Origin of the sequence: Burkholderia mycopellens, from assembly GCF_964265025.1 — a bacterium.
GTDB lineage: Bacteria > Pseudomonadota > Gammaproteobacteria > Burkholderiales > Burkholderiaceae > Burkholderia.
Genome location: NZ_OZ183803.1, coordinates 1,063,934 through 1,089,116 on the forward strand (window position 1 = coordinate 1,063,934; position 25,183 = coordinate 1,089,116).

21 protein-coding genes and 3 pseudogenes are annotated in these 25,183 nt (G+C 62.7%); 17 read left to right on the forward strand and 7 right to left on the reverse strand.

The features are described 5' to 3' along the window. Positions 1–21: 21 nt before the first annotated feature. On the reverse strand, positions 22–528 hold the full coding sequence (locus tag ACPTTC_RS23100) for a hypothetical protein (protein ID WP_423394061.1): 507 nt from the start codon (positions 526–528) through the stop codon (positions 22–24). Between the two features lie 193 nt (positions 529–721). Between ACPTTC_RS23100 and ACPTTC_RS23105 the strand changes: the two genes are divergently transcribed. Together ACPTTC_RS23105 and ACPTTC_RS23110 are read left to right on the forward strand one after the other, a co-directional pair. Further along, positions 722–1,624 (forward strand): LysR family transcriptional regulator, encoded by a 903-nt coding sequence (locus ACPTTC_RS23105; RefSeq protein ID WP_423394062.1) that lies wholly within the window; start codon positions 722–724, stop codon positions 1,622–1,624. Between the two features lie 144 nt (positions 1,625–1,768). After that, positions 1,769–3,220: pseudogene (locus ACPTTC_RS23110) on the forward strand (phage integrase family protein); the annotation flags it as partial. 446 nt (positions 3,221–3,666) lie between these two features. Here ACPTTC_RS23110 and ACPTTC_RS23115 read toward each other — a convergent pair. Further along, a complete protein-coding gene (locus ACPTTC_RS23115; protein WP_423394063.1) occupies positions 3,667–4,521 on the reverse strand; it encodes a FadR/GntR family transcriptional regulator in 855 nt (284 codons plus the stop codon). A gap of 228 nt (positions 4,522–4,749) precedes the next feature. On the opposite strand from ACPTTC_RS23115, the gene ACPTTC_RS23120 reads away from it, so the two are divergent. From ACPTTC_RS23120 to ACPTTC_RS23150, 7 genes are all read left to right on the forward strand, one after another. Beyond that, positions 4,750–5,958: an ABC transporter substrate-binding protein gene (locus ACPTTC_RS23120; protein WP_423394064.1), complete on the forward strand. Its 1,209-nt coding sequence runs from the start codon at positions 4,750–4,752 to the stop codon at positions 5,956–5,958. A gap of 69 nt (positions 5,959–6,027) precedes the next feature. Then, on the forward strand, positions 6,028–6,888 hold the full coding sequence (locus ACPTTC_RS23125; protein ID WP_423394065.1) for a branched-chain amino acid ABC transporter permease: 861 nt from the start codon (positions 6,028–6,030) through the stop codon (positions 6,886–6,888). After that, positions 6,885–7,928 (forward strand): branched-chain amino acid ABC transporter permease, encoded by a 1,044-nt coding sequence (locus tag ACPTTC_RS23130; RefSeq protein WP_423394066.1) that lies wholly within the window; start codon positions 6,885–6,887, stop codon positions 7,926–7,928. The genes ACPTTC_RS23125 and ACPTTC_RS23130 overlap by 4 nt, the downstream gene beginning before the upstream one ends. Beyond that, positions 7,925–8,692 carry an ABC transporter ATP-binding protein gene (locus ACPTTC_RS23135; RefSeq protein WP_423394067.1) on the forward strand — a complete coding sequence of 256 codons (768 nt, stop codon included), beginning with the start codon at positions 7,925–7,927 and terminating at the stop codon, positions 8,690–8,692. Before ACPTTC_RS23130 ends, ACPTTC_RS23135 begins: the two co-directional genes overlap by 4 nt. After that, positions 8,689–9,390: an ABC transporter ATP-binding protein gene (locus ACPTTC_RS23140; protein WP_423394068.1), complete on the forward strand. Its 702-nt coding sequence runs from the start codon at positions 8,689–8,691 to the stop codon at positions 9,388–9,390. Before ACPTTC_RS23135 ends, ACPTTC_RS23140 begins: the two co-directional genes overlap by 4 nt. A gap of 33 nt (positions 9,391–9,423) precedes the next feature. Further along, positions 9,424–10,713 (forward strand): Zn-dependent hydrolase, encoded by a 1,290-nt coding sequence (locus ACPTTC_RS23145; protein ID WP_423394069.1) that lies wholly within the window; start codon positions 9,424–9,426, stop codon positions 10,711–10,713. Further along, a complete protein-coding gene (locus ACPTTC_RS23150) occupies positions 10,710–12,212 on the forward strand; it encodes a M81 family metallopeptidase (RefSeq protein ID WP_423394070.1) in 1,503 nt (500 codons plus the stop codon). Before ACPTTC_RS23145 ends, ACPTTC_RS23150 begins: the two co-directional genes overlap by 4 nt. Positions 12,213–12,352: 140 nt before the next feature. Here ACPTTC_RS23150 and ACPTTC_RS23155 read toward each other — a convergent pair. Beyond that, positions 12,353–12,722 (reverse strand): annotated as a pseudogene (locus ACPTTC_RS23155) (transposase); the annotation flags it as partial. 360 nt (positions 12,723–13,082) lie between these two features. Continuing rightward, a complete protein-coding gene (locus ACPTTC_RS23160) occupies positions 13,083–13,421 on the reverse strand; it encodes a hypothetical protein (protein WP_423394071.1) in 339 nt (112 codons plus the stop codon). 222 nt (positions 13,422–13,643) lie between these two features. Between ACPTTC_RS23160 and ACPTTC_RS23165 the strand changes: the two genes are divergently transcribed. Next, positions 13,644–14,804 carry an IS30 family transposase gene (locus ACPTTC_RS23165; protein ID WP_175978805.1) on the forward strand — a complete coding sequence of 387 codons (1,161 nt, stop codon included), beginning with the start codon at positions 13,644–13,646 and terminating at the stop codon, positions 14,802–14,804. Between the two features lie 189 nt (positions 14,805–14,993). Here the strand turns inward: ACPTTC_RS23165 and ACPTTC_RS23170 are convergent, their stop codons facing one another. Beyond that, entirely contained in the window at positions 14,994–15,884 is an 891-nt protein-coding gene (locus tag ACPTTC_RS23170; protein WP_423394072.1) for a LysR family transcriptional regulator, read from the reverse strand. Between the two features lie 185 nt (positions 15,885–16,069). Here ACPTTC_RS23170 and ACPTTC_RS23175 point away from each other — a divergent pair, with 185 nt between their 5' ends. The 4 genes from ACPTTC_RS23175 (at position 16,070) to ACPTTC_RS23190 (ending at position 20,444) form a co-directional block, all read left to right on the forward strand. Next, entirely contained in the window at positions 16,070–17,242 is a 1,173-nt protein-coding gene (locus ACPTTC_RS23175; protein WP_423394073.1) for a CaiB/BaiF CoA transferase family protein, read from the forward strand. Continuing rightward, a complete protein-coding gene (locus tag ACPTTC_RS23180; protein ID WP_423394074.1) occupies positions 17,239–18,078 on the forward strand; it encodes an FAS1-like dehydratase domain-containing protein in 840 nt (279 codons plus the stop codon). Before ACPTTC_RS23175 ends, ACPTTC_RS23180 begins: the two co-directional genes overlap by 4 nt. A gap of 45 nt (positions 18,079–18,123) precedes the next feature. After that, positions 18,124–19,473: an MFS transporter gene (locus ACPTTC_RS23185; protein ID WP_423394075.1), complete on the forward strand. Its 1,350-nt coding sequence runs from the start codon at positions 18,124–18,126 to the stop codon at positions 19,471–19,473. A 176-nt stretch (positions 19,474–19,649) separates the two neighbouring features. Beyond that, the gene (locus ACPTTC_RS23190; RefSeq protein ID WP_423394076.1) at positions 19,650–20,444 is read left to right on the forward strand and encodes an HpcH/HpaI aldolase/citrate lyase family protein; all 795 of its coding nucleotides are present in this window, start codon (positions 19,650–19,652) and stop codon (positions 20,442–20,444) included. Between the two features lie 853 nt (positions 20,445–21,297). On the opposite strand, the pseudogene ACPTTC_RS23195 reads toward ACPTTC_RS23190, so the two are convergent. Together ACPTTC_RS23195 and ACPTTC_RS23200 are read right to left on the reverse strand one after the other, a co-directional pair. Further along, positions 21,298–21,835: pseudogene (locus ACPTTC_RS23195) on the reverse strand (sodium/glutamate symporter); the annotation flags it as partial. Then, positions 21,790–22,371: a carboxymuconolactone decarboxylase family protein gene (locus ACPTTC_RS23200; RefSeq protein WP_423394077.1), complete on the reverse strand. Its 582-nt coding sequence runs from the start codon at positions 22,369–22,371 to the stop codon at positions 21,790–21,792. The gene ACPTTC_RS23200 and the pseudogene ACPTTC_RS23195, both read right to left, overlap by 46 nt. Positions 22,372–22,630: 259 nt before the next feature. Between ACPTTC_RS23200 and ACPTTC_RS23205 the strand changes: the two genes are divergently transcribed. The 3 genes from ACPTTC_RS23205 (at position 22,631) to ACPTTC_RS23215 (ending at position 24,991) form a co-directional block, all read left to right on the forward strand. Beyond that, positions 22,631–22,942, forward strand: coding sequence for a winged helix-turn-helix transcriptional regulator (locus ACPTTC_RS23205; RefSeq protein WP_423394078.1), 312 nt, complete (start codon positions 22,631–22,633; stop codon positions 22,940–22,942). Then, positions 22,876–23,736 carry an HAD family hydrolase gene (locus ACPTTC_RS23210; protein ID WP_423394079.1) on the forward strand — a complete coding sequence of 287 codons (861 nt, stop codon included), beginning with the start codon at positions 22,876–22,878 and terminating at the stop codon, positions 23,734–23,736. The genes ACPTTC_RS23205 and ACPTTC_RS23210 overlap by 67 nt, the downstream gene beginning before the upstream one ends. Before the next feature lie 85 nt (positions 23,737–23,821). Beyond that, complete coding sequence (locus ACPTTC_RS23215; RefSeq protein WP_423394080.1) at positions 23,822–24,991, forward strand: alpha/beta hydrolase; 1,170 nt, start codon at positions 23,822–23,824, stop codon at positions 24,989–24,991. Positions 24,992–25,183: the final 192 nt, after the last annotated feature.

Consider the following 25,183-nt stretch of genomic DNA (forward strand, 5'->3'; position numbering starts at 1 on the left):
CTCAGGCCCCGGCCGTTCCACTTATCTGGCTGTCCGATTTTGCGAGGCCACCTCTAGCAATGTTGCTTCATCGTCGATGTCGATACAGCATAGTTGTGCCTTGGCCTCGCGAGCAATCAACATGGCGGAAGTGGGAAATGCCCCCGACCCGATGAACAAGATCCGCGCTTGGGTAGTGATGCCAGCGCGAAGGATTTCAGCACGAACAGACGATGCGAGTGCGTCGAGGTAGGAACCCAGATCCGTGCCATCACGTAGCATCTGATGGCAAAGGTACTTTTCCAGGTTGCACAGCGCTGCGACAGCGGAGTCTCGAACCCTGCGGATCAGACTTGACCATTCAATGTCGTCGGTGGCCGTCCTCCAACTCCGCTGGTTTACTTCGTTTGCGATGAACATGCTGAGGTCGTCGATCTTGCGTTTCAGAATCTCATAGCAACCGTCGGCTTCCCTCGCGTACGCCGTCAAGAGGCGAAGCTCGCTTTCGAGTTGCTGAAGCACTTCCACTTCGTCAATGCATACGCTCATGGGATTACTCCTCGCGAAACACCATCGTCATCGCTTTTCGATGTGGCCTGAATTTCGCCGGTCTCCAACCTTGCACGTCGGAATCGGCTATATCAATACTGGATACTTAATGCGTAGATAATGCGTGACCGAATCCTCCGTTCCCAATGCGGATTTGACTTACTGCTAGTCGCGACTGATATAGGTGACGTCAATGAACCCTCGCCAGCTCGAAGCTTTCAAGGCTGTCATGATGACCGGAACGACCACCCGTGCATCGGACCTTATGCACACGTCGCAATCAGCGATTAGCCGATTGGTGAGTCAATTGGAAGCGACGTTGCGCCTTAAGCTATTTGAAAGGGATGGCGCTCGGCTGCGTCCGACTCCAGAGGCCAAAGCATTACTGATCGATGTTGAGCGCATGTTCACTGGTTTGGACGTGATACGAGAACGTGCATCGAGTTTGCGGGAGGGGCGCAGCGGCCTCCTCACGATTGCGAGTCTGCCGGCGATGGGATATGGACCGTTGCCGGCATTGATTGCGCAGCTGCGGCGTGACTTGCCGGATCTGCTCATCCGCTACGAAATTCATTCGTCTCCGGAAGTGCGCGAGCGCATTTCCAGCGGGCAATGCGATATCGGCTTCGCGGCCGAACTGATCGATACGCATGGGTTGGTTGCCCGATCAATCGCCAGACGACGAGCGTTACTTGCGGTACCGGCGCACCATCCCCTTGGGAAACGAGCCGCGGTCTCGCTGTTTGAAGTAACGGATTATCCGTTCATCGCATTGTCGTCGAGAGATACGTCGCGTCGTCAACTCGACGCAATGTTGGCGACGCGAGGAAAGCGTCTCAATATCGTGATAGAGGTTGCCTATACGCTGACGGTCGCCTCGATGGTGTCGCACGGTGCGGGCGTTGGGCTTGTCGATCCACTCTCTCTCGAGGCATTCGACTGGCATGGTTTGCAACTCGTCGAGGTCGAGGAAGATATCTGGTTCAATACCTTGGCAATTCACAACATGTCGGCACCTCTTTCGGCACCAGCCTGCAAACTGTTGGCTTTGGCGGATCAGGCTTGGAATGGAACAAGTTTAGACGCTGCGCAATGATATCTGGCGGGAAACGGTCCTACCGATTGCGGCGCGTCGGGCACCCGACCACAACGATTGAAAGGTAGGTGTCAGTTTTTCACAGTACTAGACCGATAAGTTTCATTACCGGCCCATACTCAAAGTCAGCCTAAACTGGCGAGTATGAAAACGCGCGAGACCGAATCCACACCCTTTCCCGACGACGCCGAACTGGCCGCGCTGCGCGCCTGGTACGCCGGGCTCGACGCGCGCGCGGCCGTGGCGCGCTATCTGGGCGAGCGCAAGGCACTCGGGGCATCTGCGCACGGCGTGCTCGCCGGCATTCGGCGCACCCTGGTCGCGTTCGCGAGGAGCCGTCACCGATCCAACCTGGCCGAAACATTCGGCGAGCGGTCCGCTGCGTCGGCCGCCACCGTCGCGCGCGCGATCGAGGCGTTGCGCAGCCTGCCGGCACCGGAACCGCACATCGCCGACGCCATCGATCCATGGTTGCCGCCTCGCGTGGTGACCGCGCTGCGGGCGCATGGCATTCGGACACTGGCCGATCTGACCGTGCGGATTCCGCGCCGGCGCCGCTGGTGGACGGCGATTGACGGGCTCGGCGCTGCTGGTGCCCAGCACGTGGAGGCGTTCTTTGCCGCGCCCCCGGCGCTGACTGAACGCGCCCGCGCACTGGTGGCCGCGACGCTGGCGGGCCCAATCGTACCGTGGGAACAGTTGCGCGTGCCGCGCGAAGTCGACGGCTCGCACGGACAGTTTCGTGCCCCGCAGCACGTCTGCCTGTTGAAGGCCTCAAACGACTATCAGGCCGTGCAGTCCTGGTTGTCGCTGCACGAGTCGGCCGCCACGCAACGCGCGTACCGCAAGGAAGCGGAACGCCTGATCCTGTGGGCGATCCTCGAGCGCGGCACCGCGCTGTCGTCGCTTACCACCGATGACGCGATCGCGTACCGCGCGTTCCTGCGGCGGCCGACCCCACGCGAGCGTTGGGTTGGTCCGGCGCGGCCGCGGCACAGCGTCGAGTGGCGACCGTTCAGCGGGCCACTGTCGCCCCACTCAACAGCCTACGCGTTGACCGTGCTGTCGGCACTGTTCCGCTGGCTGGTCGAGCAGCGCTACGTCCTGGCCAATCCGTACGCGGGCATCAAGGTGCGTCGCGTCGCGAAACCCGGTCTCGATGTCACGCGCGGCTTTACCGAAGGCGAGTGGCAACTGATTCGGGCCATGGCCGACGGGCTCGAGTGGTCGTATGGTTGGACGCCGGGCGCGGCACATCGGCTGCGCTTCCTGCTGGACTTTGGCTACGCGACCGGGCTACGCGCCAGCGAGTTCGTCGGCGCGACGCTCGGCGACATCCGCACCGACGAACACGGCGATCATTGGCTGCACCTCGTCGGCAAGGGCGGCAAGCGCGGGAAAGTCACCCTGCCGCGACTGGCCCGGACGGCGCTCGACCAGTATCTGGTGCAACGCGGCTTGCCGGTCACGCCAGCACGCTGGAACCCCACGTCGCCGATCGTGGCCAGCCTCGAGGAGGACGGCGCGAGCATCGAGGCGACGCGACTGAGGCGCGTGCTGCGTCGGTTCTTTCGACTGGTCGCTGTAAGTGTTCAGTATTATCGCTAGCCGTGTTCAGTAATGTTGCTAGCAGAAAATTGCGGTAATGCCCCAGAGTTAAAGGCTTTTTCCAAAGTTGCTTGCGGCTGAATAGTCGTTGCATTCCTACAACAGAATCCGTGCCGATGTTCTCTAACGTTGCTAGCACGTTGGCTCGATCCGTCAGCTGACTACTGCAAGGTACGTCACAGCCTGCTTGAGACAGTTCCTCAATCGATTCTCGCGCGAGCCCCCAATTTCGACGCTGCGCTCCGGGCGATATCGCGTTACCGATGCCCGCCGCTTACAGTCAGTAAAACACGGCGCTAGCAGTATTACTGGACGCTGCTAGCACTCTTGTGACCGCCGCTAGCAGTGATTGTGAACGCCTACACATGCTCAATTAGGCGGCGCGGTATGCCCGGAGATGAATAGCGCGACGCGATAGGCCAGGATGGCACCAGTTAATCGGCTGAGGAGTCTGCTGCAATCGCGTCCTCGATCGGAAGGGGTAACGGGACGCGCCTACGGATTTCGGAGTCGAGGATCAACCGCCCGCGCAGCTTGCCCTTCATCCGCTTCACATGCTTGGGTGCCTCGGTCATGTGCTCGACCATCAGCGCCCGGACCTGTTCGGCATCCCGCTCGCGCGCGGCCTGCAGGATCGCCTTGTGGATCGACACGTTCGCTTCGCCGAAGCGCTTGTGCTCCACGAGCGGCGTATCGTTCCGGAACTCGATCAGCTGCCGGATCATCTCGTTGATCAGCTCGCAGCTGAAGCGCAGGAACGGGTTCGGGTTCGCGGCCGCGAGGATGTCGTGGAACGTCGTGTCCTCCTGCCGCTGGCGCAGCATGTGGCCGCGGTCGTGCACGCCCGACGCGCCGTCGCAGCACGCGATGTTCGCCTCCAGCGCCGCGAAGTCGCGCTCGGTCAGGTGCGGCACGGCACCGGCCGCCAGTTCGGGTTCGAGCAGCTTGCGCACGGTGTAGATGTCGTCGATCGTCACGTCCTTGAAGAACAGGTAGTTCTGCAGGAGCTGCAGCGTGCGATCGAGCGGCACCTCGACGACCATCCCGCCGCCCGACGGCCCGGTCGTGACCTTGATGAGCCCCTGCACCTCGAGCGACTTCAACGCCTCGCGGATCGTGCTCTTGCTCACGGCGTAGAGCTGCTGCAGCTCGGCTTCGCGCGGCAGGCGGTCGCCGGGCTTCAGGTCCTTCTCGGTGATTAGCCGCTTGATCTCCTCGGCGACGAGGTCGGCCCGCTTCGGCTGCTTGATTTCGACCGCGAGGCCCGCCCTGGCTCGGTCCATGACCATCTTCATGACTCCTCTGTCTGACTGCGCGCCGCGTCATCGTCGACGATCCGTTCCGGCGCAGGTACGGAATTTTGCCTGATTGACACCAATTTTGATCAACTTTAGCATCAGGTCCATTCTATTTATCATGATAAATAGGATCAACCGGCGGCGCGCATTCTGCAGGGCGTGGGCACGGTTTGGCAGTCGGTCGCATCGCGTGTGTCCCCCTTTATCAGGAGCGTCAACTTGAATCGCCGAGAACTGTTGAAACTGGCCGCGCTGTCGGCCGTGCCGGGTGCGCTCGGCAGCATGTCGTCCCGTGCCGCGTTCGCGCAGGGTTCATCCATCCAGCTGGCGTGCCCGGTGCCGATGTCGGGGCCGTTCGCCGCCAACGGCAAGTACGCCGATCTCGGCATGAAGCTCGTCGTCCAGCAATACGGCAAGGTGCTCGGCGCGCCGCTCACCTATACGGCGCTCGACACCGAGGGCAAGCCCGCAACCGCCGTGCGGCGCGTGCAGGAGATCGCGCAGCAGAAGGGCGTGCGTTTCTTCGCGGGCGGCATCCTGTCGTCCGAATCGCTGGCGATGGGCAAGGAAGTCCAGAAGGCGGGCGGCGTGTTCATCACGACGGCCGGCGCGGACGAGATCACCGGCAAGGATTGCAATGCCGCGACGTTCCGCTGGTCGGTGCCGACCTTCGGCGCGATCGAGCAGACGGTGCGCCCGTTGACCCAGATCTTGCCGAAGGCGAAGCGCTGGTACACGATCACGCCGCAATACGTGTTCGGCGACGGCCTGCTGTCGGCCGCGAAGGTGGTCTTCAAGGAGAAGGGCATCGAGCATGTCGGCAACAGCTACCACTCGCTCGCCGAGAAGGAGTTCAGCGGCTACCTGACGAATGCGGCGGCCGCGCAGCCGGACGTGCTCCTGATCCTGAATTTCGGCTCGCAATCGTCGGACACGCTGCGCCAGGCCGTCAGCTTTGGGATAAAGCGCAACTGCACGATCCTGCTCGCTTGGGCGTCCGGACTCGAGCAGTTCGAGGCGCTCGGGCCCGACATCTGCGACGGCGTGTATTTCGGCGCGCAGTACTGGCACGGCATCGATTCGCCGCTGAACCGCGACCTCGTGAAGCGCGCGAACGCCACGTTCAAGGCGAACCCGAACTACAGCCTCGCGGGTTCGTACATCTGCTCGAAGATCCTGGTCGACGCGATTGTGAAGGCCGGCAGCGCCGATCCGAAGAAGGTCGTCGCGGCGATGGAGGGCATGAAGTACGACGGCCTCACGGGCCCGGAGGAAATCCGCAAGGGCGACCACCAGGTGTTGAAAAACTACTACCTGCTGAAGGGCAAGCCGAAGAGCCGGATGAAGAACGCGGACGACTACGCCGACATCGTCAGCTCGGGCCAGTCGTTCCTGCCGGTCGAGAAGACGAGCTGCAAGCTCGCGTGACGCAGTGCACGCGCCCCCGGCCGTCGTGCGCCGCGGGCGTCCGTTACCTTCCTTTCTGACACGGAAGCCATGAACGTCTATCTGCTGCAGATCGTCAACGGCATCGGCGTGGGCATGCTGTATTTCCTGCTCGCCGTCGGCCTGTCGATCGTATTCGGCCTGCTGCGCTTCGTGAATTTCGCTCACGGCGCGTTCTACCTGCTCGGCGCGTATCTCTGCTATCAGGCGCTGCAATGGTCGGCGAATTTCTGGGTCGCGCTCGCGGTCGTGCCGCTCGTCGTCGGCGCGTTCGCGTGGGGCGTCGAAAAGCTCGTGCTGCGTCACGTGTACGCGCAGCAGCATGAATTCCACATCCTGGCGACGGTCGGGCTCGCGCTCGTGCTGCAGGAATGCGCGATCCTCGCCTGGGGCCCGCTCGGCGACAACGTGCCGCCGCCCGACGTGCTGAACGGTGTGGTGATCTGGGGCGGCTTCGTCTACCCGAAGTACCGGTTGTTCGTGATCGGGTTCACGGCCGTGCTCGCCGCATTGCTGTGGTGGGTGCTCGAAGGCACGCGGCTCGGCAGTACGGTGCGCGCGGGCAGCGAATCGTCGGAGATGGTGTCGCTGCTCGGCATCAACGTGACACGCGTATTCAGCCTCGTGTTCGCGCTCGGCGCGGCGACGGCGGCGCTTGCCGGCGTCCTGGCCGCACCGATTCGCGGCGTCGATCCGTTCATGGGCATCGAGGCGCTCGGCGTCGCGTTCGTCGTGGTCGTCGTCGGCGGGATGGGGAATTTTCTCGGGGCGCTCGTCGGCGGGCTGCTCGTCGGCATCGTGCAGAGCCTGATGAGCACGCTTTGGCCGGAAGGGGCACGGCTGATGATCTATGTCGCGATGGCAGCCGTGCTGCTGCTGCGTCCGAACGGTTTGCTGGGGAGGGCAGCATGATTCAATCGTCCAAATCGCTGCCGCCCGGCGCGGCGGCCCCGCGGCGGGCGCAGTCCTGGCGCGCCGTGCTGCAACGACCGGAAGGCTGGCTGGCCGTGGCAGCTGCATGCATCCTGCCGATCGTGCTGAACTCGGGTTCGCTCGCGACCGAAGTGCTCGTGTTCGCGCTCGCCGCGCTCGGCTGCAACCTGCTGCTCGGCTACACGGGGCTGCTGTCGTTCGGGCAGGGCATCTTCTTCGGGCTCGGCAGCTATGCGGCGGGGCTGGTGCTGACGCACGGCGTCGCATCGGTGACCGCCGCGCTGGTTGCAGCCACCGTGCTCGGTGCCGTCGCGGCCGCGCTCGTCGGCTGGTTCTCGATCCGGCAGCGTGGCACTTACTTCGTGATGCTGACGCTCGCGTTCGGGCAACTGTTCTACTTCCTTGCCTATACGACGCCGGATGTCACGGGCGGCGACAACGGGTTGCTCGATATCCCGCGCCCCGCGCTGTCCGCATTCGGGCATCCGCTTGTCCCGCTTGATTCGCCGTGGCGCTACTACGGCTTCGTCGCGGTGCTGTTCGTCGTGGTGTTCTGGCTGCTGTTGCGCGTGTCGCGCTCGGTGTTTGGCCGCACGCTGCTCGCGATCCGCGACAACGAGGCGCGCGCGGCCGCGGCCGGCTACGACGTGAAGCGCTTCAAGCTCGCGGCGTTCGTAATCTCGGGTGCCGTCACGGGCCTCGCCGGTGCGCTGCACGCGTTGATGACGGGCATCGCACCGTTGTCGAACATCGACTACCACACGAGCGAGATGATCCTCGTGATGACGGTGATCGGCGGCACGGGCAACCTATTCGCGTCGGTGCTCGGCGCGGCGTTCTACGTGCTGTTCGCGGACTGGCTGTCGACGCTGTGGCCGCGCTGGCTGCTGCTGCTCGGCCTAGTTCTGATCGCGGTCAGCCTGTTCTTGCAGCGCGGGTTGTGGGGATTGGGTGAACGTGTCGTGGCGTCGCTGCGGCGTGGCGGACGCACGGCAGCGACGACCGGGGAGCGGCAATGAGCGAAGCGATTCTCGAGGCGCGTGGCATCGTCAAGCGCTACGGCAAGTTCACGGCGCTGGGTGGTGTCGATCTGCGGATCATGCCACGTACCGTGCATTCGGTGATCGGGCCGAACGGTGCGGGCAAGACGACGCTGTTCCATACGCTGACGGGCACGTTGCCGATCACGGCGGGTTCGATCCTGTTTGACGGTCACGACGTGTCGCGCGAACCCGACCACAAGCGCGTGCGGCGCGGCATCGCGCGCTCGTTCCAGGTGACGAGCCTGTTTTCGAACCTGAGCGTGCGCGAGAACCTACGCGTCGCCGCACAAGGCGTCGAATCGCGGCGTGCGCTGAATCCGTGGGCGCCGCCGCGCGGTGTGCTCGCGCACGACGGCATCATCGACGACGTGCTCGAGCGGCTCGGCCTGCAGCGCTTCGCCGATACGGCGGCCGGCGTGCTGTCGCACGGCCAGCAGCGCCGGCTCGAGGTCGGGATGGCGCTGGCGGCGCGGCCGCGCGCGATCTTTCTCGACGAGCCGACGTCGGGCATGGGGATCGACGATCTCGACGACATGAAGGCGCTGATCCGTGGCCTGCGCGACGACTACACGGTCGTGCTGATCGAGCACAACATGGGGATCGTGATGGACATCTCCGACACCATCACGGTGATGCAGCAGGGCCGCGTGCTGGTCGAAGGCAAGCCGGATGCGATTCGCGGCGACGAGCGCGTGCGCAGCGCGTATCTCGGCAACATGATCACGGGAGGCCGCGCATGATGCTCGACGTGAAGGAAGTTCATGCCTGCTATGGCAAGAGTCACATCCTGCAAGGCATTTCGCTGAACGTGAACGAAGGCGAGACGGTGACGCTGCTCGGCCGCAACGGCGCGGGCAAGTCGACGACGCTCAAGACGATCGCGGGCGTCGTCGCGCCGACCGGCGGCACGGTGACGTTCGCGGGCCGGCCGGTGTCCGGACAGCCCGCGCACCGGATCGCCGCGCGCGGCCTGTGCTTCGTGCCGGAGCATCGCGGGATTTTCCGCCTGCTGTCGGTCGAGGAGAACCTGCGGCTCGGTGCGCGCCGCGATTCACCGTGGCAGCTCGACGACATCTACCGGATCTTCCCGCGCCTGCAGGAGCGCCGCCGCAACGGCGGCGCGCAGTTGTCGGGCGGCGAGCAGCAGATGCTCGCGATCGGCCGCGCGCTGATGAACCACCCGCGGCTGCTGATGCTCGACGAGCCGGTGGAAGGGCTCGCGCCGGTGATCGTCGAGGAGATCGTCGAGCAACTGAAGCAGATCAAGGCCGCCGGCGTTGCGATCCTGCTCGTCGAACAGAACCTCGAAGTGTGCACGCAGCTCGCCGACCGCCACTTCGTGATCGAACAGGGCGTGATCGTCTACGAAGGCAGCAACGCTGCGTTCATGGCCGATCACGAGGTAAAGGACCGTTATCTGGGCGTCGGCGTCGCGTAAGCGCCGCCCCTTTCATTGCGAGGAATTCCATCGATGCAAATTCTGGATTCGACACCGGGCGTCGCAGCGTCCGGCTTGCGCGTCGACGGCGCGCGACTGTGGGACAGCCTGATGCGTCTCGCGCGGATCGGCGCGACCGACAAGGGGGGCGTGTGCCGCCTCGCGCTCACCGAACTCGATCGCGAGGCGCGCGACCTGTTCGCCGCGTGGGCGAAGGAAATCGGCTGCACGGTGCGTGTCGACGCGATCGGCAACATCTTCGCGCGGCGTGCGGGCGAACGCGACGACCTGCCGCCCGTGACGACGGGCAGTCATATCGACACGCAGCCGACCGGCGGCAAGTTCGACGGCAACTACGGCGTGCTCGCGGGCCTCGAGGTGCTGCGTACGCTCGACCACGCGGGTGTGCGCACGCGCGCGCCGCTCGAGGTCGCGGTATGGACCAACGAGGAAGGCTCGCGCTTCGTGCCCGTGATGATGGGCTCCGGCGTGTTCGCGGGCGCGTTCACGCTCGACCATGCGCTCGCGCAGTGCGACCGCGACGGTGTGTCGGTGCGCGACGCGCTGGCCGCGATCGGCTATGCGGGCGATGCGAACGACGGGCGCGATGCGCATCCGGTCGGCGCGTATTTCGAAGCGCATATCGAGCAGGGGCCGGTCCTGGAGGCACATGACACGACGATCGGTGTGGTCGAGGGCGCGCTCGGGCAGCGCTGGTATGACGTGACCGTGCACGGGATGGAGGCGCATGCGGGCCCGACGCCGATGGCGCTGCGGCGTGACGCGCTGCTCGTCGCGTCCGATCTCGTGCGCAAGGTGAACGACATCGCGTGCGCGCATCCGCCGCATGGACGCGGCACGGTCGGCTGGGTCGACGTGCACCCGAATTCGCGCAACGTGATTCCGGGCCGCGTGACGCTGACCGTCGACATGCGCGCGGCCGACGATGCGACGCTTGCGGCGATGGATGCCGAGCTGCGTGCTGCCTGCACCGACCTGGGCGCATCGGCCGGCATGCCGATCGACGTCGAGCAGGTCGTGTACTTCGCGCCGCAGCCGTTCGACGCGACGCTGGTCGAGCAGGTTCGTGCAGGCGCGAGTGCGCTCGGGCTGTCGTCGATGAACGTGATCAGCGGGGCGGGCCACGACGCCGTGTATCTCGCGCGCGTCGCGCCGACCGCGATGATCTTCGTGCCGTGCAAGGACGGGATCAGCCACAACGAGATCGAGGATGCCGATCCCGCGCATCTGGAGGCCGGCTGCAACGTGTTGCTGCACGCGATGCTCGGTGCCGCCGGGATCGCGGAGGGCTGCGCGCGATGAAAATCCTGATCGCCCGGATGAACCACGAGACCAACACGTTCTCGCCGGTGCCGACGCCGCTTGCCGCGTTCGGCCGCACCGGCCCCGACTGGGGCGACGACGCGTATCGCGCGAACCGCGGGATGCGCACCGCGATGGCCGCGTTCATCGATGCGGCCGAGCGTGAGGGCGCTGAAATCGTGACGCCGGTGTCGGCGGCCGCGAACCCGAGCGGGCCCGTCGCGGCCGACGCGTATGCGGCGATCTGCGACGCGATCGTCGCGGCAGCGCCCGGCTGCGATGCGGTGATGCTCGACCTGCACGGCGCGATGGTCGCCGAGCAGAGCGTGGACGGCGAGGGTGACCTGCTCGCGCGCGTGCGCGCGGCGCTGCCCGGCGCACCGATCGCGGTCGCGCTCGACCTGCACGCGAACGTCACGCAGAAGATGATCGATCACGCGGACGTGATCGTCAGTTTCAAGACCTACCCGCACGTCGACATGGTCGAGACCGGCGAGCATGCGGCACGCGTGCTGCTCGACCAGTTGCACGGCCGCGTGCGGCCCGTGCTCGCGTGGCGGCAGCCGCCGCTGATGACCTCGACGCTGCGCAGCGCGAGCGCGGAGGGCGCGATGCGGCGCGCGGTGGAGGCCGCGCGCGCGGCCGAGGCCGACGGGATGCTCGCCGTCTCGGTGCTGCCCGGCTTCTCGCTCGCGGACATTCCCGCGCCGTGCATCAGCGTCGTCGTGGTGGCCGATGGCGACCGGGCCGCGGCTGACGCGGTGGCCGAGCGCATCGCACGGCAGATCTGGGACGAGCGCGACGATTTCGTCTATCGCAGCGCGCCGCTCGCCGAATCGGTTGCGCAGGCTGCGGCGCTCGCGCGCGGCGCGGATCGCCCCGTGCTGATGCTCGATCACGGCGACAACTGCATGTCGGGCGGCCCGTGCGACACGATGGACCTGCTCGAGGCCGCGCTCGAGCATGGGCTCGACGGCATCGTCAGCGGGCCGCTGTGCGACCCGCAGGCCGTCGCGGCGCTGATCGACGCGGGTGTCGGCGCGACCGTCACGGTACCGGTCGGCAACCGCCTGCCGTCGCACGGCGGCGTGCGGCGCGAGCCGTTCCGCGCGACCGGCGTCGTGCGCGCGCTGACCGACGGCGAATACGTGATCACGGGGCCGACGTACACGGGCCAGCGCGCATACATGGGCCGCACGGCCGTGCTCGACATCGGCGCGGCCACGCTCGTCATCAGCGAGCGTACGCAGGAGCCCTGGGATCTCGGCGTGTTCGAGAGCGTCGGTGTCGATCCGCGCCGCGCGCGCTTCCTGCTGCTGAAGTCGCGGATGTATTGCCGGCCGGTGTTCGTGCCGATCGCGGCCGCGCTGGTCGAGTGCGACAGCCGCGGCGTGACGGGTTCGGACTACGGACTGTTCCGCTACGGGCGACTCGTGCGGCCAGTCTATCCCCTCGATGAAAGCGTCAGATTGAACACCGTGGTCCAAACTACAGCCTGAGCTATGTACGTGAGGCGTTGGTTTGACGCGCTTTCATCGATTTGGCGGTTGCGTTGACCCAGCGAGAATTTCGTCCTAGGCGACGACATTGGCCGCATAGACGCGCCGTTCGGTCTCGGCTCGGCAATTCCATGGCAACATCAACATTCGCCGCGAGCGGCCCCGTATGACGCTCGACAAGGGTTAGGGCCTGACTTGGGTTGGTATAGCGCAGCCATGGTGGACAGGACGTCGCGGCGTCGCCGTCCCAGCGCGATGAGTGCCTGGTTATGGCGCTTATCTTGCTGGACCTTGCGCTAGCAATAGGCCCTTGAGACTGGGTCCCGTACGGCGGCGGAGGCGGAGAGGAACAAGGCGCGCGTGTACCTTGTTGCCGCGTCTGGACTGATGCTCGCCGCGTATCGATGAACCGGATAGTCGTCTGACCGGCGCAAGGCCTGTTTAGGCTGCTAGGTGTGCAGCCGAAACGATCGCTTTACGAGCAACCTCGGTCAGGAGTCTGGCGGCGGTCTCGTAGAGCAAAATAATTCTGTCACTCCAGAATCCTCGTGTATCAAGGCTCCCAGCACGCGAATTGACGACTTTATTGACGTTTCCACCAAAATAATGTCGTCAATTCGCCTACGTCCGCATTAAATTTGTCAACTCGCGTAGTGGACCAAGCCTTCCGGCGGTAACATTTTGATTTCTAGACCGATTCTCGACGCCCCGCCGGGCCGGTCGAAGCGCTGAGTTCAAACGGGACGCTCTCTGCCTCAAGCTCAGTCATCTATGCTGGGAAAACAGTGTTGCGGGACATCGGGAGCCGACTGCGTCCGGTTGCTCTCGGCCAGTAGTTGGCGATGGCGAGTGACCGCTACTGCCGCCGGTCTAGGCCGTAACGCCGGCTCGTGTCGCGTACTCGAAGGATGCAGGGGAGCGCCATTGTGCAGACTCGCTCACTGCTACTGAGTACACGGCTTTTACCCAAACCACGCTCTGTCCGCGATGCAAGTCAACCAATTGCTGAAGGGCAGAAACGATCTCTTTCGTTGGCAGGACAATGTCCATCATTCCGTCCGGGTTCGTGATCGCTATTTCGAGGCGGTCCCACTCGCCAGCACGCGTTACGATCATGTCAGCGGTCCGCCATGCTTCCGGCGTCGCAATGATCAGCGAATTCGCGATTTCGTAGTCGATGGGGGCCTGCAGTGTGACGAGATCGGTCAACGCGCTCTCCGGCCATTGCGTGGTGGGGTTGCCTGAGTTTACCAGCGGGCCAGACGGGACCGCTCGAAGTTCGCCGTTCGGCCAGTTGCCGGAGATCACGACCGGCGGCTGCCGGCCATGAACCGTCATTAAAAGACGAAGTGTGAGCGGCTGTTATAGGCTGCGGATTCAACCGGTCGATGCAACACACTAGAATCTGCGCAAGCAGTGGAGGTGTTGCAAATGAAGCAGAGGCCGAGGATCTACTATTCTGAGAGTCAGAAAGCACTCATGTGGGACCGCTGGCGCAAAGGTGAAACGATTCATCAAATTGCCAAACTGTTCGATCGGGGCCACTCTTCGATACAGCGGATCCTGTCAGAGGCCGGCGGCATCGAGCCACCGCAAAGACATCGCGCACCGCAGACATTGACGCTCGCGGAACGCGAGGAAATCTCTCGCTGCCTGGTGAGCGGATTATCGATTCGGTCTATCGCGGCCAAGCTGGGACGTGCTCCTTCCACGATCAGCCGCGAGCTGCAGCGCAACGGAGGCAGCCAAGGTTATCGAGCGAGCCGGGCGGATGAGCTCGCCTGGGATCGGGCACGTCGCCCGAAGATTTGCAAATTAGTGAGCAACCAGACGCTGGCGCGAGTTGTCGCTGCAAAGCTGAAGCTGCAGTGGTCCCCTGAGCAGATTTCTGGTTGGCTCAAGCATGCGTATGCCGTCAACAAGGACCATCTGGTGTCACACGAGACGATCTATCGGAGCCTCTATATTCAAGCTCGCGGTGCCCTGAAAAAGGAATTGCTTGAACACTTGCGACGCTCTCGAGCGATGCGCCGGTCTCGCCATCACACATTGAAAACCGAAGACCGCACGAACATTCGCGACGCTGTATCGATCAGTGAACGCCCCGCGACGGCGGAGGATCGCGCGATACCCGGGCACTGGGAAGGGGACTTGCTGTTTGGCAACGCTACCAGCCAGATTGCGACTCTTGTCGAACGTCAGAGTCGATACGTGATGCTGGTAAAAGTAGCCGGCAAGGATTCCGAGGCTGTGGTCAACGCGCTGATACGACACGCCAGCAAGTTACCTCGGGAACTATATAAATCGCTGACCTGGGACAGGGGCACGGAAATGGCTGATCACAAACGCTTTACCGTGGCGACCAAGATCCAGGTCTATTTCTGCGATCCGCAGAATCCGTGGCAACGCGGCTCGAATGAAAACATGAACGGACTGCTGAGGCAGTACTTCCCGAAAGGTACCGACCTCTCTGCCTATTCCCAAGCCCAACTCGACGCTGTAGCGAGGCGTCTCAACGAGCGTCCGCGTAAGACGCTAAACTTTGACACGCCCGCCCAGCGGTTCCATCAATCTGTTGCATCGACCGGTTGAATCCGCAGCTGGGTGCTGACTTTCGCCTACCCCAACGGCCGGCTCGCGCGCGGCTGCGGGGTGGTCACCGTCCGTCAGCGACCTGGGACCGCGAAGGGGGTAATGTTTGTGACCATCGAAGACGAAACGGGCAGCCGTCCGTCATATTCGCTCTCCGCCAGTAAGGCCCGGCAGTTCGTATGCTCGCGGTCAAACTGGTGAGCTACACAGCATATCCACGAGTTCGTCTCGGTACAGATTCTTTTCGGTCGGATTGCGCAGAACGCAAACGTGTAGATTGCGCTGAGACCACGCCTCAACCAACTCAATTACCGTTACCTTTCCTTCGTCTGATGGCTCAATCGCAGTCCGGGGGACGATGCCAATTCCAGCACCTGAGGACACAAGCCGAGCTATCGCACGGTAACCCGAAACCTGAACACGCACATCCAGCTGACCGTCGAGGGCACTGGCATGGTTCACCAAAAAGGTGTGCAATGCGGCGCCCGATTGCAGGCTGATGAACGGCTGGCCGAGGCACTCTTTAAAGCTGACATGACTTTGCCCTGCCAAAGGGTGAGTGACAGGGGCTAGCAGAACGAGTTGGTCTTGCTTATACGGGACAAACCGCAATGCCGGATGCTCAGACTCCAACGCAACAACCCCAACGTCTGCTCGACCAGCCGCAACGGCGCCGACGATGTCGTGACTCATCCGCTCCTCCAATGTGATACGCACACTGGGGAACGCAGCGAAGAATCGAGCGAGGTCTTCGGGCAGGTGAGAACTGATTGCATTGTTGTTCGCGAAAACGGTGACGTGCCCGGTCATCCCCTGAGTATATGGAAGCAGGTCCGAGCGCATCTGGTCAATTTGAGCAAGACAGCGTTTGGCGTGCTCGACAAGGACCTGGCCCGCCGCAGTTAAGGCAACGCCTCTTGGATGTCGGCTCAAAAGCGTCACCCCGACTGTTTCCTCGAGATTCCTGATTCGAAGACTAGCTGACGACGGCGCGAGGTGGCACCGTTCCGCGCCCCGCGAAACATTGCCTTCTTCTGCAACCGCGACGATGACTTTAAGGTCGGTCAGGTCAAAGCTCATGCGTTCGTCTTTATCGAATATGACCAGATATTTATAGCATAAGCTCCAAAAAATTCAGGGCGTAGCGCGATTGCTGCGCTGCACGATTTCGAATTAGTCGAATGCTCGGTTCGAGAAAACTCGCTGTAGTTTGCGGATGCATTTTCCGATACTGGTTGCCATCAACATAAGTCCAGGAGGCACTGATGATGGCATCAGTCAATCAAGCACTTTCCTCGAAGCCGCTCGCCGGCATAGTTGTCGTGTGTATCGAACAGGCGCTCGCGGCGCCGCTATGTACGGGGCGTCTCGCAGAAATGGGCGCACGCGTCATTAAGATTGAGCGGGCAGAGGGCGATTTCGCGCGCGGCTACGATGCCGCCGCCAACGGTCAATCGTCCTATTTTGTCTGGACAAATCGCGGCAAAGAATCGGTTGTTCTGGATTTCAAGAAGGCGGACGACGCAGCACTGTTGCATCGACTCATTGCCGAGGCCGATATATTCGTTCAGAACCTCGCGCCGGGCGCCTTGGACCGGGCGGGGTTCGGCAGTGCCGCGCTGCGTAGCCTGCATCCGCGCCTGATTACCTGCGACATCAGCGGTTACGGGACCAATAACGCGGCCAGCAATCTCAAGGCTTACGACCTCCTCGTGCAGTGTGAGAGTGGTCTGGCCGGAATCACCGGCGCTCCGGATGCGTGCGGACGTATCGGCGTCTCCATTTGCGACATTGGCGCCGGAATGAACGCTACGATTGCAGTGCTTTCTGCGCTCGCCCTCCGTTCAAATACAGGCAAGGGTTCGGGCGTCTCGGTCTCACTGTTTGACGGCGCGGCAGACTGGATGACGATTCCATACGTTCACCAAGTCTACGGAAAAGGAGCACCGACGCGTCAGGGTCTGAAGCACCCGTCCATCGCGCCGTATGGGGCTTTCAGGACGAAGAACGGTGACGAAATCGTAATCAGCATCCAGAACGAGCGGGAATGGCGACAGTTCTGCTCGGCGTTCCTCCAGCAGCCGGAGGTGGCCGACGAGTCACGCTTCTCATCCAACACAAATCGAGTGGCCAACCGTGAAGCACTTGACCACGTGATTGCAGAAGCCTTTGCCAAGGTCAAGTCGAGCGAAGCACTCGAACGATTGGCGACCGCAAACACCGCGTACGGACAAGTTCGCTCCGTTGCCCAGATGGCGGAACATCCAGCCTTGCGAAAATGGCCGATGACGGTCGAAGGCGAAGAGTTGCAGATGATTGCGCCGGCTGTTCGCGCACCATGGGACAGCCAGCAATTTCAAGCTGCACCGAAGTTGGGAGAGCACACCGAGCGCATCCGTTCCGAGTTCGCGGCGAAACAAGAAGGAGCACTCGTATGAGCGCTGTCGACATTTCGCATCTCTGCGAGTGGATTGGTAAAAGCCAGTCTGACCGCGATGTCCTGTCTGCACGTCAAGCGCGACTTATGGCCGCGACACTCGGTATTCCGCAATCCGATTTTGTAGATGGCGCACCGTTGCCTCCACTTTGGCATTGGCTCTATTTCTTGAACGGAGAGCCGTCTTCCGGACTTGGTCGTGACGGCCACCCGGCGCGGGGCGGCTTTTTGCCGCCGGTGTCGCTGCCCAACCGGATGTGGGCTGGCGGGAGGCTCGAGTTCCATGGAGACCTTCCGTTGGGCGTAGAAATTGAAAAGCGCTCCAGCATCGCGTCGGTCGAGCATAAGCAAGGGCGAAGCGGAGAACTCGTTTTCGTAACGGTCCTGCATGAAGTCGTTCATGACGGCAAGGTCTTGGTCACTGAACATCACGACATTGTCTACAAAGAAGCATCTAGGGGCGGCGCAACATCAGCAACGACGGACATGCCTCAGCCGCAAAAAACGCGTGCGCTGAAGCCGGATTCGACGATGCTGTTCCGCTACTCAGCGCTTACGTTCAACGGCCACCGCATTCATTACGACGCGGACTATTGCCGCGATGTCGAGGGCTATCCGAACCTCGTCATTCATGGGCCGCTGAATGCAACCATGCTCGCGGGGTTTGCCGAAGAAGTCAGTGGACACCGTTTGAAGCGCTTTAGTTATCGAGGTCTTCAGCCCTCGATTCTGGGTAACGAACTGCGGTTCAACGCCGCGAAAGACGGTGACCAACTCGTAGTTTGGGTGAGCTTGCCCGGCGGCGCCGTCTCAATGCGCGCAGAGGCGTCGTTCTAAACGCACTCGCTAGCTTCGACGAATTTCTAAAGATTGGAGACAACGATGCACCCCAAATCCCCTCTCGGTCAGGCAAACGCCTCGACCCTCTCGACAGACTCGAAGCGCGTCGAGCGCCGCGCAGCAATCGCCAGTGTCATCGGCACCACGATTGAGTGGTATGACTTTTTCATCTATGGCACTGCAGCGGCGCTCATCTTCCCGAAGCTCTTCTTCGCACACGGTGGCTCAGAAGGTCTCATGGAATCGTTCGCGACGATTTTCGTGGGCTTTCTATCGCGCCCACTTGGCGGAGCCATCTTCGGATACATGGGTGACCGTGTTGGCCGCAAATCAACGCTTGTCGCTACGCTTACCCTGATGGGCGTTGCCACCTTGCTCGTCGGCTTGCTGCCTACCGCGCACCAGATAGGCCCCGCGGCGGGCTGGCTTCTTGTTGTCCTCCGATTCTTCCAAGGGATTGGTGTAGGCGGGGAATGGGGTGGCGCCGTTCTTCTCTCGATGGAGAGTCATCAAGGAAAGCGCCGTGGCTTCATGGCGTCGCTGCCAAACGTTGGTGTTCCTCTTGGGCTGGTTATCTCCGTACTCGTCTGGAGCATGTGTAGCCGCTGGAGAGCCGACTCGCTCATGGACTTCGGCTGGCGCATGCCGTTCTTCGCGAGTGGTGCACTTCTGGTCTTCGGACTGGTGGTCCGCATGGGCGTGCCGGAGACGAAAGATTTTGTTGAGGCAAACAAGGCGGTTGACCGCACGAAGAGCCCGATTAGTGAAGCCATCAGGACCGAGTGGAAAGCGATTCTGCTTTCCGCTCTGGTCCGTCCCGGCGAGCAGGCTGCGTTCTATATACTCACCTCGTTCGCCATGTTGTACGGCTCCAAGAACCTTGGGCTCGGAAAAGAGTTCATTCTGAACGCGGTGTTGATTGCGGCTGTTGTGGCGTGCTTTGCTTTGCCGTACTTCGGACATCTGGCCGACCGTATCGGTCGCCGGAAGACCTATATGTCTGCCGCAATCTGCATGATGCTGTTCGCATTCCCGTACTTCGCCCTGTTGAACACCAAGATTCCTTTTGCGGTAGTGGCGGGCACGGTCATTATCATGGTGATTCATGCGGCGCTTTACGGCTCGCAGGCCGCCTTCATTGCAGAGTCGTTCCCTGCACGTATTCGATACAGCGGAGCGTCGCTCGGCTATCAGGGTGCCTCCATCATCGCCGGCGGACCCGCTCCCATGATTTCCCTCTGGCTGTTCCAGACTTATCACTCGGCGTATGCAGTCGCTGCCTTCCTCGCGTTGATGTCGTTGATTAGCGCATGCGCTGCTTTCTATCTTGGAAGGCAAAAGACCTTGGAGCAAGGTTCTGTATCCGACCGTCTTGCAAAGGCAGCTCATTGACGGGGTAGGCCAGCCCACTGCGTCGGCTCATGTGCGCGCTCCGCGTTGCGAACGAGCCGACGCACTCGAACTGCTTTTGACTACGTCGCCATACCGCTCTCTCTTCGGTACCTGACCATGAAGCTAAAAAAGTCTTGGGTCAGCTCTGACGATAGACCTTCTTTGAGTTAAATTCCATGTTTCCTAAAACCTATCTTTTCGTGCCCGGCAACTGCCCCGAAAGATTCGACAAGGCGTGCGCGGCGGGCGCCGACGCCGTCATTCTTGACCTCGAGGATGCAGTAGCTCCTGCTGCGAAGTCACAGGCGCGTGACGCCGTTGCGTCCTGGCTGAAAAAAGGAGGCCACGCATATGTGCGCGTGAACGCTGCCGATACGCCGTGGTATCAGGAAGACGCTGCAGCTTTGCGTGGGATGTTGAACCTCCGCGGCATTGTCGTTCCGAAGGCAGAACGCGCCGCTGCCCTTTCCGAACTGTCAAAGGAAGTCGACGACAATATCGCGCTGTTGCCACTTATCGAGACTGCTGCGGCGTTCGCCGACCTCGTCACGTTAGCGCGAACGCCGAAGGTCGAGCGCCTAATGTTCGGAACAATTGATTTCCAAGTCGACACTGGCATCCAAGGCGACGGTGATGAACTTGTTTACTTCCGCTCACAACTTACATTAGCCTCGCGAATCGCTGGCATCGCGCCTCCCGTTGACGGAGTCACCGCAGTTATTGACGACCCCGAGCTGCTTCGACTGGACACCATCCGGGCCCGTAACCTTGGGTTCCGAGGCAAACTGTGCATCCATCCAAAGCAGTTAGAGCACGTCTACGCGGCTTTCCGCCCGGCTCCGGAGGAAGTGGAATGGGCACAGCGAGTTATGTCTGCGATAAAAGGCAGCGACGGTTCAGCGATTAGTGTCGACGGCAAGATGGTCGACGCGCCTGTAATTGCCAAGGCGCGGGACATCCTGAACGACTGAAGCTGCTCTCACAAGGGGCAACGTCCGGGAGCTGAACAGATACGTTTCGATTTAGCATGCAAGAATCGATTCGCGAGTGCTTGAGGAAGCTCACTCCCGACTCATGGCGGTCTCATGGGCGATGAGCATCGCTGGGTTGACCACGCTCTCTTGACCAGCCACGTGCGCTGCGCGCAACCCGTTCTCCGGCGGCTGTGGGCTCGAGGGTCTCGGCATCGCACGCTCCTTTCAACTGCGGTAAAGTACGAGTGCCCGAATCAAAATGCGCAAACACGCTTTTTGGGTCGCCCGCCACTTCGAACCCGTCTTTTTTGCAGAGCAGGAAAGCACTTCCAGGATGTCCAACGAATCGACGTCGACCGCAACGTCTGGTATCAGCTTCGGCTGAGTGTTTGGAGCGGCTGCACGCGCCTTGCCGGTCATGACGCTTGGTACACCGTAAAGCGGCCGTTTGCCGATAGTCTGCGATCTCGCCTCGTGACAAAATTCATCTCTCGGCGGCGAACGACCGCAATCGCTTGTCAAGCAGACATTGGCCGTCGAGACTCGAGCGGCTGCGGTGGGTCGCGAAGCGCCTTTCGCACTGATCCGCAACGGCCACTCGATGTCGCGCGGGGTTGTTTGCAGACATCGCCGAACGGCCTGGTAATGAGATGGAACCTTATCACTACGGCGAGATTGTCCGCTGAAACCGGATGTCACACAACGCGTCACAAGGAGGGCGGCGCTGCAGGGGAGTTGACACGGGCCTTCACAAGGCCGCGGCCAATAACATGGAAAACCGGAGGCGTCCTGCATGGTCTATGGCGGAAGCGCACGAATGCATGGCTAGCATCAATTATGGATGCCTACATTACCCGTAGATCGGCAGCGCGAGGAACAGCTTGATCACGAGCGCGTTCGCGATTTCGATGAAAAACGCGCTAACCATCGGCACGATCAGGAAGGCCACGTGCGATGGCGCTGAAGCGCGCGGTGACGGCCTGCATGTTCGCGATTGCGGTCGGAGTCGCGCCGAGCCCGAAACCGCAATGGCCGGCCGCGAGCACGGCGGCGTCGTAGTTCGAGCCCACCAAGCGGAACGTCACGAAGATCGCGTAGACGACCATCAGAGCGGTTTGCGCAACGAGCAGCACGAGGGTCGGCAACTCGAATGCTGTGCCGCGGATCAGCGACTCGATCGCGGTGCCGCCGGACAGCGCGATCGCGAACAGCGCGAGCGTTTTGATGAACGCGGTCGGCGTCATCGACTGCTGTTCCTTGGGATGCTCGAAGCCGCACGTATCGCTGGCGCGCTCTTGGGGCGTATGCGGTGCTTCGAGGCCGGGCGTTTTTAGCTTGCGGGTCAGGTAGCGCGCGATCGGGCCGCCGAGCACGAGCCCGAACGTTGCGGAAATCGTGCGGCGCCTGCTTCCGGCGACAGGCGCAGCCCGTTCGCGAGGTAGCTGACGGTCCGGTAGAAGCCTGCGAGCATCAGCAATTCGAGCAGCGCCTCGTCGCGGAAATGCGGGCGCAGCGCGTGCCACAGGTCGTCGTCGATGTCGCAATGCCGATGCAGCGTGTCGCACAGCCGGATCAGCAAACGGTCCTCGTCGCTCCAGCATGCGTCGTCGGACGAGCCGAGGGCCAGCGAGCGAATCTGCTCGCTGGTCAACCCGGCGGCCGCCGAGAACACGGAGACATGCACACCCCATTCGTATTCGGACCGGCAAAGCGCGGAGGTGCGGTCGATGACGATCTCGCGTTGCCGGATGTCGAGGTGGCCTTCGTCCAGCAGGCTGGCGGCGAAGAACTTCGTGAACAGGCGCGCGTCGCGCGCCAGCGTGGTGAAGAGGCGCAACGGCGGGCGGCCCCGCATGATCCGGTCGATCGATGCGGCGATGTCGGGGGCGAATGGCGGCACTGCGCATGCGATACGCTGAGCCATGTGAACTCCTTCGTGCTCGTGCACGTGGCCGGTGCGAGTGCATGCACGAATTTGCCGATGGCCACGCCAGCAGCGTAGGCGGCATGCTTTAAAAAGTAAAGCAATGTAAAAAGGGCAGGGCGTCGGCTTTGCAATGCGGCATGCGCGCCCACATCGCGACGATTCGTTGACGTCACGCGGCGTTTGCTTTAAAAAGTACAGCATGACCACACCCAAGATCGGACAGCGCGTTCGCGGATCGAAGACAGGGCGACCCATCATGGTCGTGCTGGATCTGCTCGGGCGACGCACGACACTGCGCATCCTTTGGGAGCTGCGCGGCGCGCCGCTCACTTTCCGTGCACTGCAGGAAGCCTGCGACACGAACGCTCGCCTGCTCAACACGCGCCTGACCGAGCTCAAGGCATCGGGCCTCGTCGAGCATGGCGAGGGCGGCTACTGCATGACCGCCGAAGGCCGGCGGCTCGAGGCGGCGCTGCAGCCGTTGCTGGGGTGGGCGAAACAATGGGCGAAGCGCGACCCGGACGGGCTCGACGCGGCAGATCGCGCGCAATCCGGTCAGGATCGCTGATCGATCGACACGCCAGTGCGCATCGCAACCTCCTGCCGGTTCGCGCATCGTGCGCGAGCCATTTTTGTTTGCGGAGACCTTTCATGCCTGTTCGAGCCGTCATCTTCGATTTCGATCTGACGCTGGCGGATTCGTCCGCCGCGATCGTCGAGTGCACCGAGTACGCGTTGGATCAGCTTGGCGCAGCCGGCGCGACGCCGGCGCAGATCGGCGCCGTGATCGGGCTGCCGCTGCAGGAGATGTTTCGCACGCTGACGGGCGAAACCGAACCGGCGCGGGCCGATGCATTCGCGCGTCGCTTCGTGGCGCGCGCCGACGAGATCATGGTGCCCGGCACCCGGATCTATCCCGAAGTGCCGCCGCTGCTTGCCCGGTTGCGAGAGCAAGGGCTCGCCGTCGCGATCGTGTCGTCCAAGTTTCGTTACCGGATCGAGGCGATTATCGAGCGCAACGGTTTGCAGTCGCTCGTCGACGTGCTGATCGGCGGGGAAGACGTGCAGCGTCACAAGCCCGATCCCGAGGGGCTTGTGCAGGCACTGGCGCGACTTGGCCTGCCGGCTTGCTCGGCGATCTACGTCGGCGATCATGCGGTGGACGCGCAGGCGGCCGAGCGGGCTGGCATGGCGTTCGTCGGCGCAGTGAGCGGGATGACATCGTTCGATGGATGGGCACGAGCGGGCAAGCAGGCGGTGGCCGCGCATATCGGCGAACTGGACGCGATCGTGCAACGGATGCAGCGTGCTTCGGGCAACGCCTGCGTCGACGCCGAACGCGGCGCGGACCCGGCGGACTGACCCGCTTCCCGCAACAGTCCGGCGGCGTGCGACGGATTCTGCGACCATCGCCGTTAAAGTCATACCCGCCACTCGATCCGTCGCCATGTCACTCATTTCCGTCGCCTTCGCCAGCCTTCGGTTCTCGCGCGTGCTGCCGGCAGCACGAACCCTGTCATCTGCCGTTTCGCTCGCGGCCGCGTGTGCCGTGCTCGGCGTGCCGGGCGGCGCGCGTCCGGCCGAAGCCGCTACGCCCACGCAACGCGAACGCCTCGAGGCGCCGGTCAAGGCCGTCGCCAGCCAGCGTTTGGCCGTCGATACGCCGCAGGGCAGCGCGGTGTTGCCTGTCTATGCCGACCCTCCGCTCGACCACGCCGCGCCGGATATCACCCGCGTCTTCGTCGTGATTCACGGCACGCTTCGCAACGCCGACGCGTACTATGCATCGGGGCTCGAGGTCGTCGAGAAGGCCGGAGCGGCCGGGAAGGGCACGATGGTCGTCGCGCCGCAGTTCCTGACGCGTGCCGATACGCGCGCGTTTTCGTTGCCGGCGCACACGCTGGCGTGGACGCAGGAAGGATGGAAAGGCGGTGAAGCGGCGCGTCAGCCGGGGCCGATCAGTTCGTTCAAGGCGCTCGACGCATTGCTCGCGCATTTCGCCGACCGCAACCTGTATCCCGCGTTGTCGAGCGTGGTGGTGATCGGTCATTCCGCCGGCGCGCAGTTGCTGCAGCGCTATGCGGTGGCCGGGCACGAAGGCGATGCGCTGGAGCGGGCCGGCATCGCGGTGCGCTATGTGGTCGCGAACCCGTCGAGCTACCTGTATTTCGACGACGAACGGCCGGATGGCCAGGCGATCGCCGGCGGAACCTGCCCTAGCGCGACGGAGTGGAAATACGGGCTGAAGTCGGCGCCGCCTTATGTCGCGTCGCAGGACGTGCGCGATCTTGAAACTCGCTATGTCGCGCGTCATGTCGTGTACCTGCTCGGCCAGGCCGACACGAACCCGTACACCCACTTCATCGATCGCTCGTGCGCGGCGATGGCGCAAGGCCCGTACCGGCTCGCGCGCGGGCTCGCATATTTCGACTACCTGAAGAAGCGTCATCCTGACGATCTCGCGCAGCAGGTCGTCGAAGTGCCGGGCGTCGGGCATGACGGTCTCGGCATGTTCACGTCCGCTTGCGGGCTGGCCGTGCTGTTCGGGCAGGCGTTGCCGCCATCGTGTCCGGTCGTTGCCGGTACGGCGCCGGACATGCGAGCGGCACGGCAGTGAGCGCCCGCGCGAAGTCCGCGTATGGTGAAAACTGATCGGTCAGAACAACGCGGGAATCGGCAAGATAAATTCATTTCCCGGCGAAGCATTCCCGGTTCAGGACGACGGCGTTGCCAGGATCGCCCCCTGAACGTCACGATCCTCGACGATTATTTCGACACGCTGCGCACGCTGCCGTGCTTTCGGCCTGCT

What these genes read in the sequence shown, in the direction of transcription:
- ACPTTC_RS23175 (WP_423394073.1), top strand. Translation starts at nt 16,070, where the DNA reads ATGATGGCATCAGTCAATCAAGCACTTTCCTCGAAGCCGCTCGCCGGC.
- ACPTTC_RS23105 (WP_423394062.1), top strand. Translation starts at nt 722, where the DNA reads ATGAACCCTCGCCAGCTCGAAGCTTTCAAGGCTGTCATGATGACCGGA.
- ACPTTC_RS23130 (WP_423394066.1), top strand. Translation starts at nt 6,885, where the DNA reads ATGATTCAATCGTCCAAATCGCTGCCGCCCGGCGCGGCGGCCCCGCGG.
- ACPTTC_RS23180 (WP_423394074.1), top strand. Translation starts at nt 17,239, where the DNA reads ATGAGCGCTGTCGACATTTCGCATCTCTGCGAGTGGATTGGTAAAAGC.
- ACPTTC_RS23165 (WP_175978805.1), top strand. Translation starts at nt 13,644, where the DNA reads ATGAAGCAGAGGCCGAGGATCTACTATTCTGAGAGTCAGAAAGCACTC.
- ACPTTC_RS23145 (WP_423394069.1), top strand. Translation starts at nt 9,424, where the DNA reads ATGCAAATTCTGGATTCGACACCGGGCGTCGCAGCGTCCGGCTTGCGC.
- ACPTTC_RS23200 (WP_423394077.1), bottom strand. Translation starts at nt 22,371, where the DNA reads ATGGCTCAGCGTATCGCATGCGCAGTGCCGCCATTCGCCCCCGACATC.
- ACPTTC_RS23215 (WP_423394080.1), top strand. Translation starts at nt 23,822, where the DNA reads ATGTCACTCATTTCCGTCGCCTTCGCCAGCCTTCGGTTCTCGCGCGTG.
- ACPTTC_RS23115 (WP_423394063.1), bottom strand. Translation starts at nt 4,521, where the DNA reads ATGGTCATGGACCGAGCCAGGGCGGGCCTCGCGGTCGAAATCAAGCAG.
- ACPTTC_RS23125 (WP_423394065.1), top strand. Translation starts at nt 6,028, where the DNA reads ATGAACGTCTATCTGCTGCAGATCGTCAACGGCATCGGCGTGGGCATG.
- ACPTTC_RS23170 (WP_423394072.1), bottom strand. Translation starts at nt 15,884, where the DNA reads ATGAGCTTTGACCTGACCGACCTTAAAGTCATCGTCGCGGTTGCAGAA.
- ACPTTC_RS23185 (WP_423394075.1), top strand. Translation starts at nt 18,124, where the DNA reads ATGCACCCCAAATCCCCTCTCGGTCAGGCAAACGCCTCGACCCTCTCG.
- ACPTTC_RS23190 (WP_423394076.1), top strand. Translation starts at nt 19,650, where the DNA reads ATGTTTCCTAAAACCTATCTTTTCGTGCCCGGCAACTGCCCCGAAAGA.
- ACPTTC_RS23205 (WP_423394078.1), top strand. Translation starts at nt 22,631, where the DNA reads ATGGTCGTGCTGGATCTGCTCGGGCGACGCACGACACTGCGCATCCTT.
- ACPTTC_RS23150 (WP_423394070.1), top strand. Translation starts at nt 10,710, where the DNA reads ATGAAAATCCTGATCGCCCGGATGAACCACGAGACCAACACGTTCTCG.
- ACPTTC_RS23100 (WP_423394061.1), bottom strand. Translation starts at nt 528, where the DNA reads ATGAGCGTATGCATTGACGAAGTGGAAGTGCTTCAGCAACTCGAAAGC.
- ACPTTC_RS23140 (WP_423394068.1), top strand. Translation starts at nt 8,689, where the DNA reads ATGATGCTCGACGTGAAGGAAGTTCATGCCTGCTATGGCAAGAGTCAC.
- ACPTTC_RS23210 (WP_423394079.1), top strand. Translation starts at nt 22,876, where the DNA reads ATGGGCGAAGCGCGACCCGGACGGGCTCGACGCGGCAGATCGCGCGCA.
- ACPTTC_RS23135 (WP_423394067.1), top strand. Translation starts at nt 7,925, where the DNA reads ATGAGCGAAGCGATTCTCGAGGCGCGTGGCATCGTCAAGCGCTACGGC.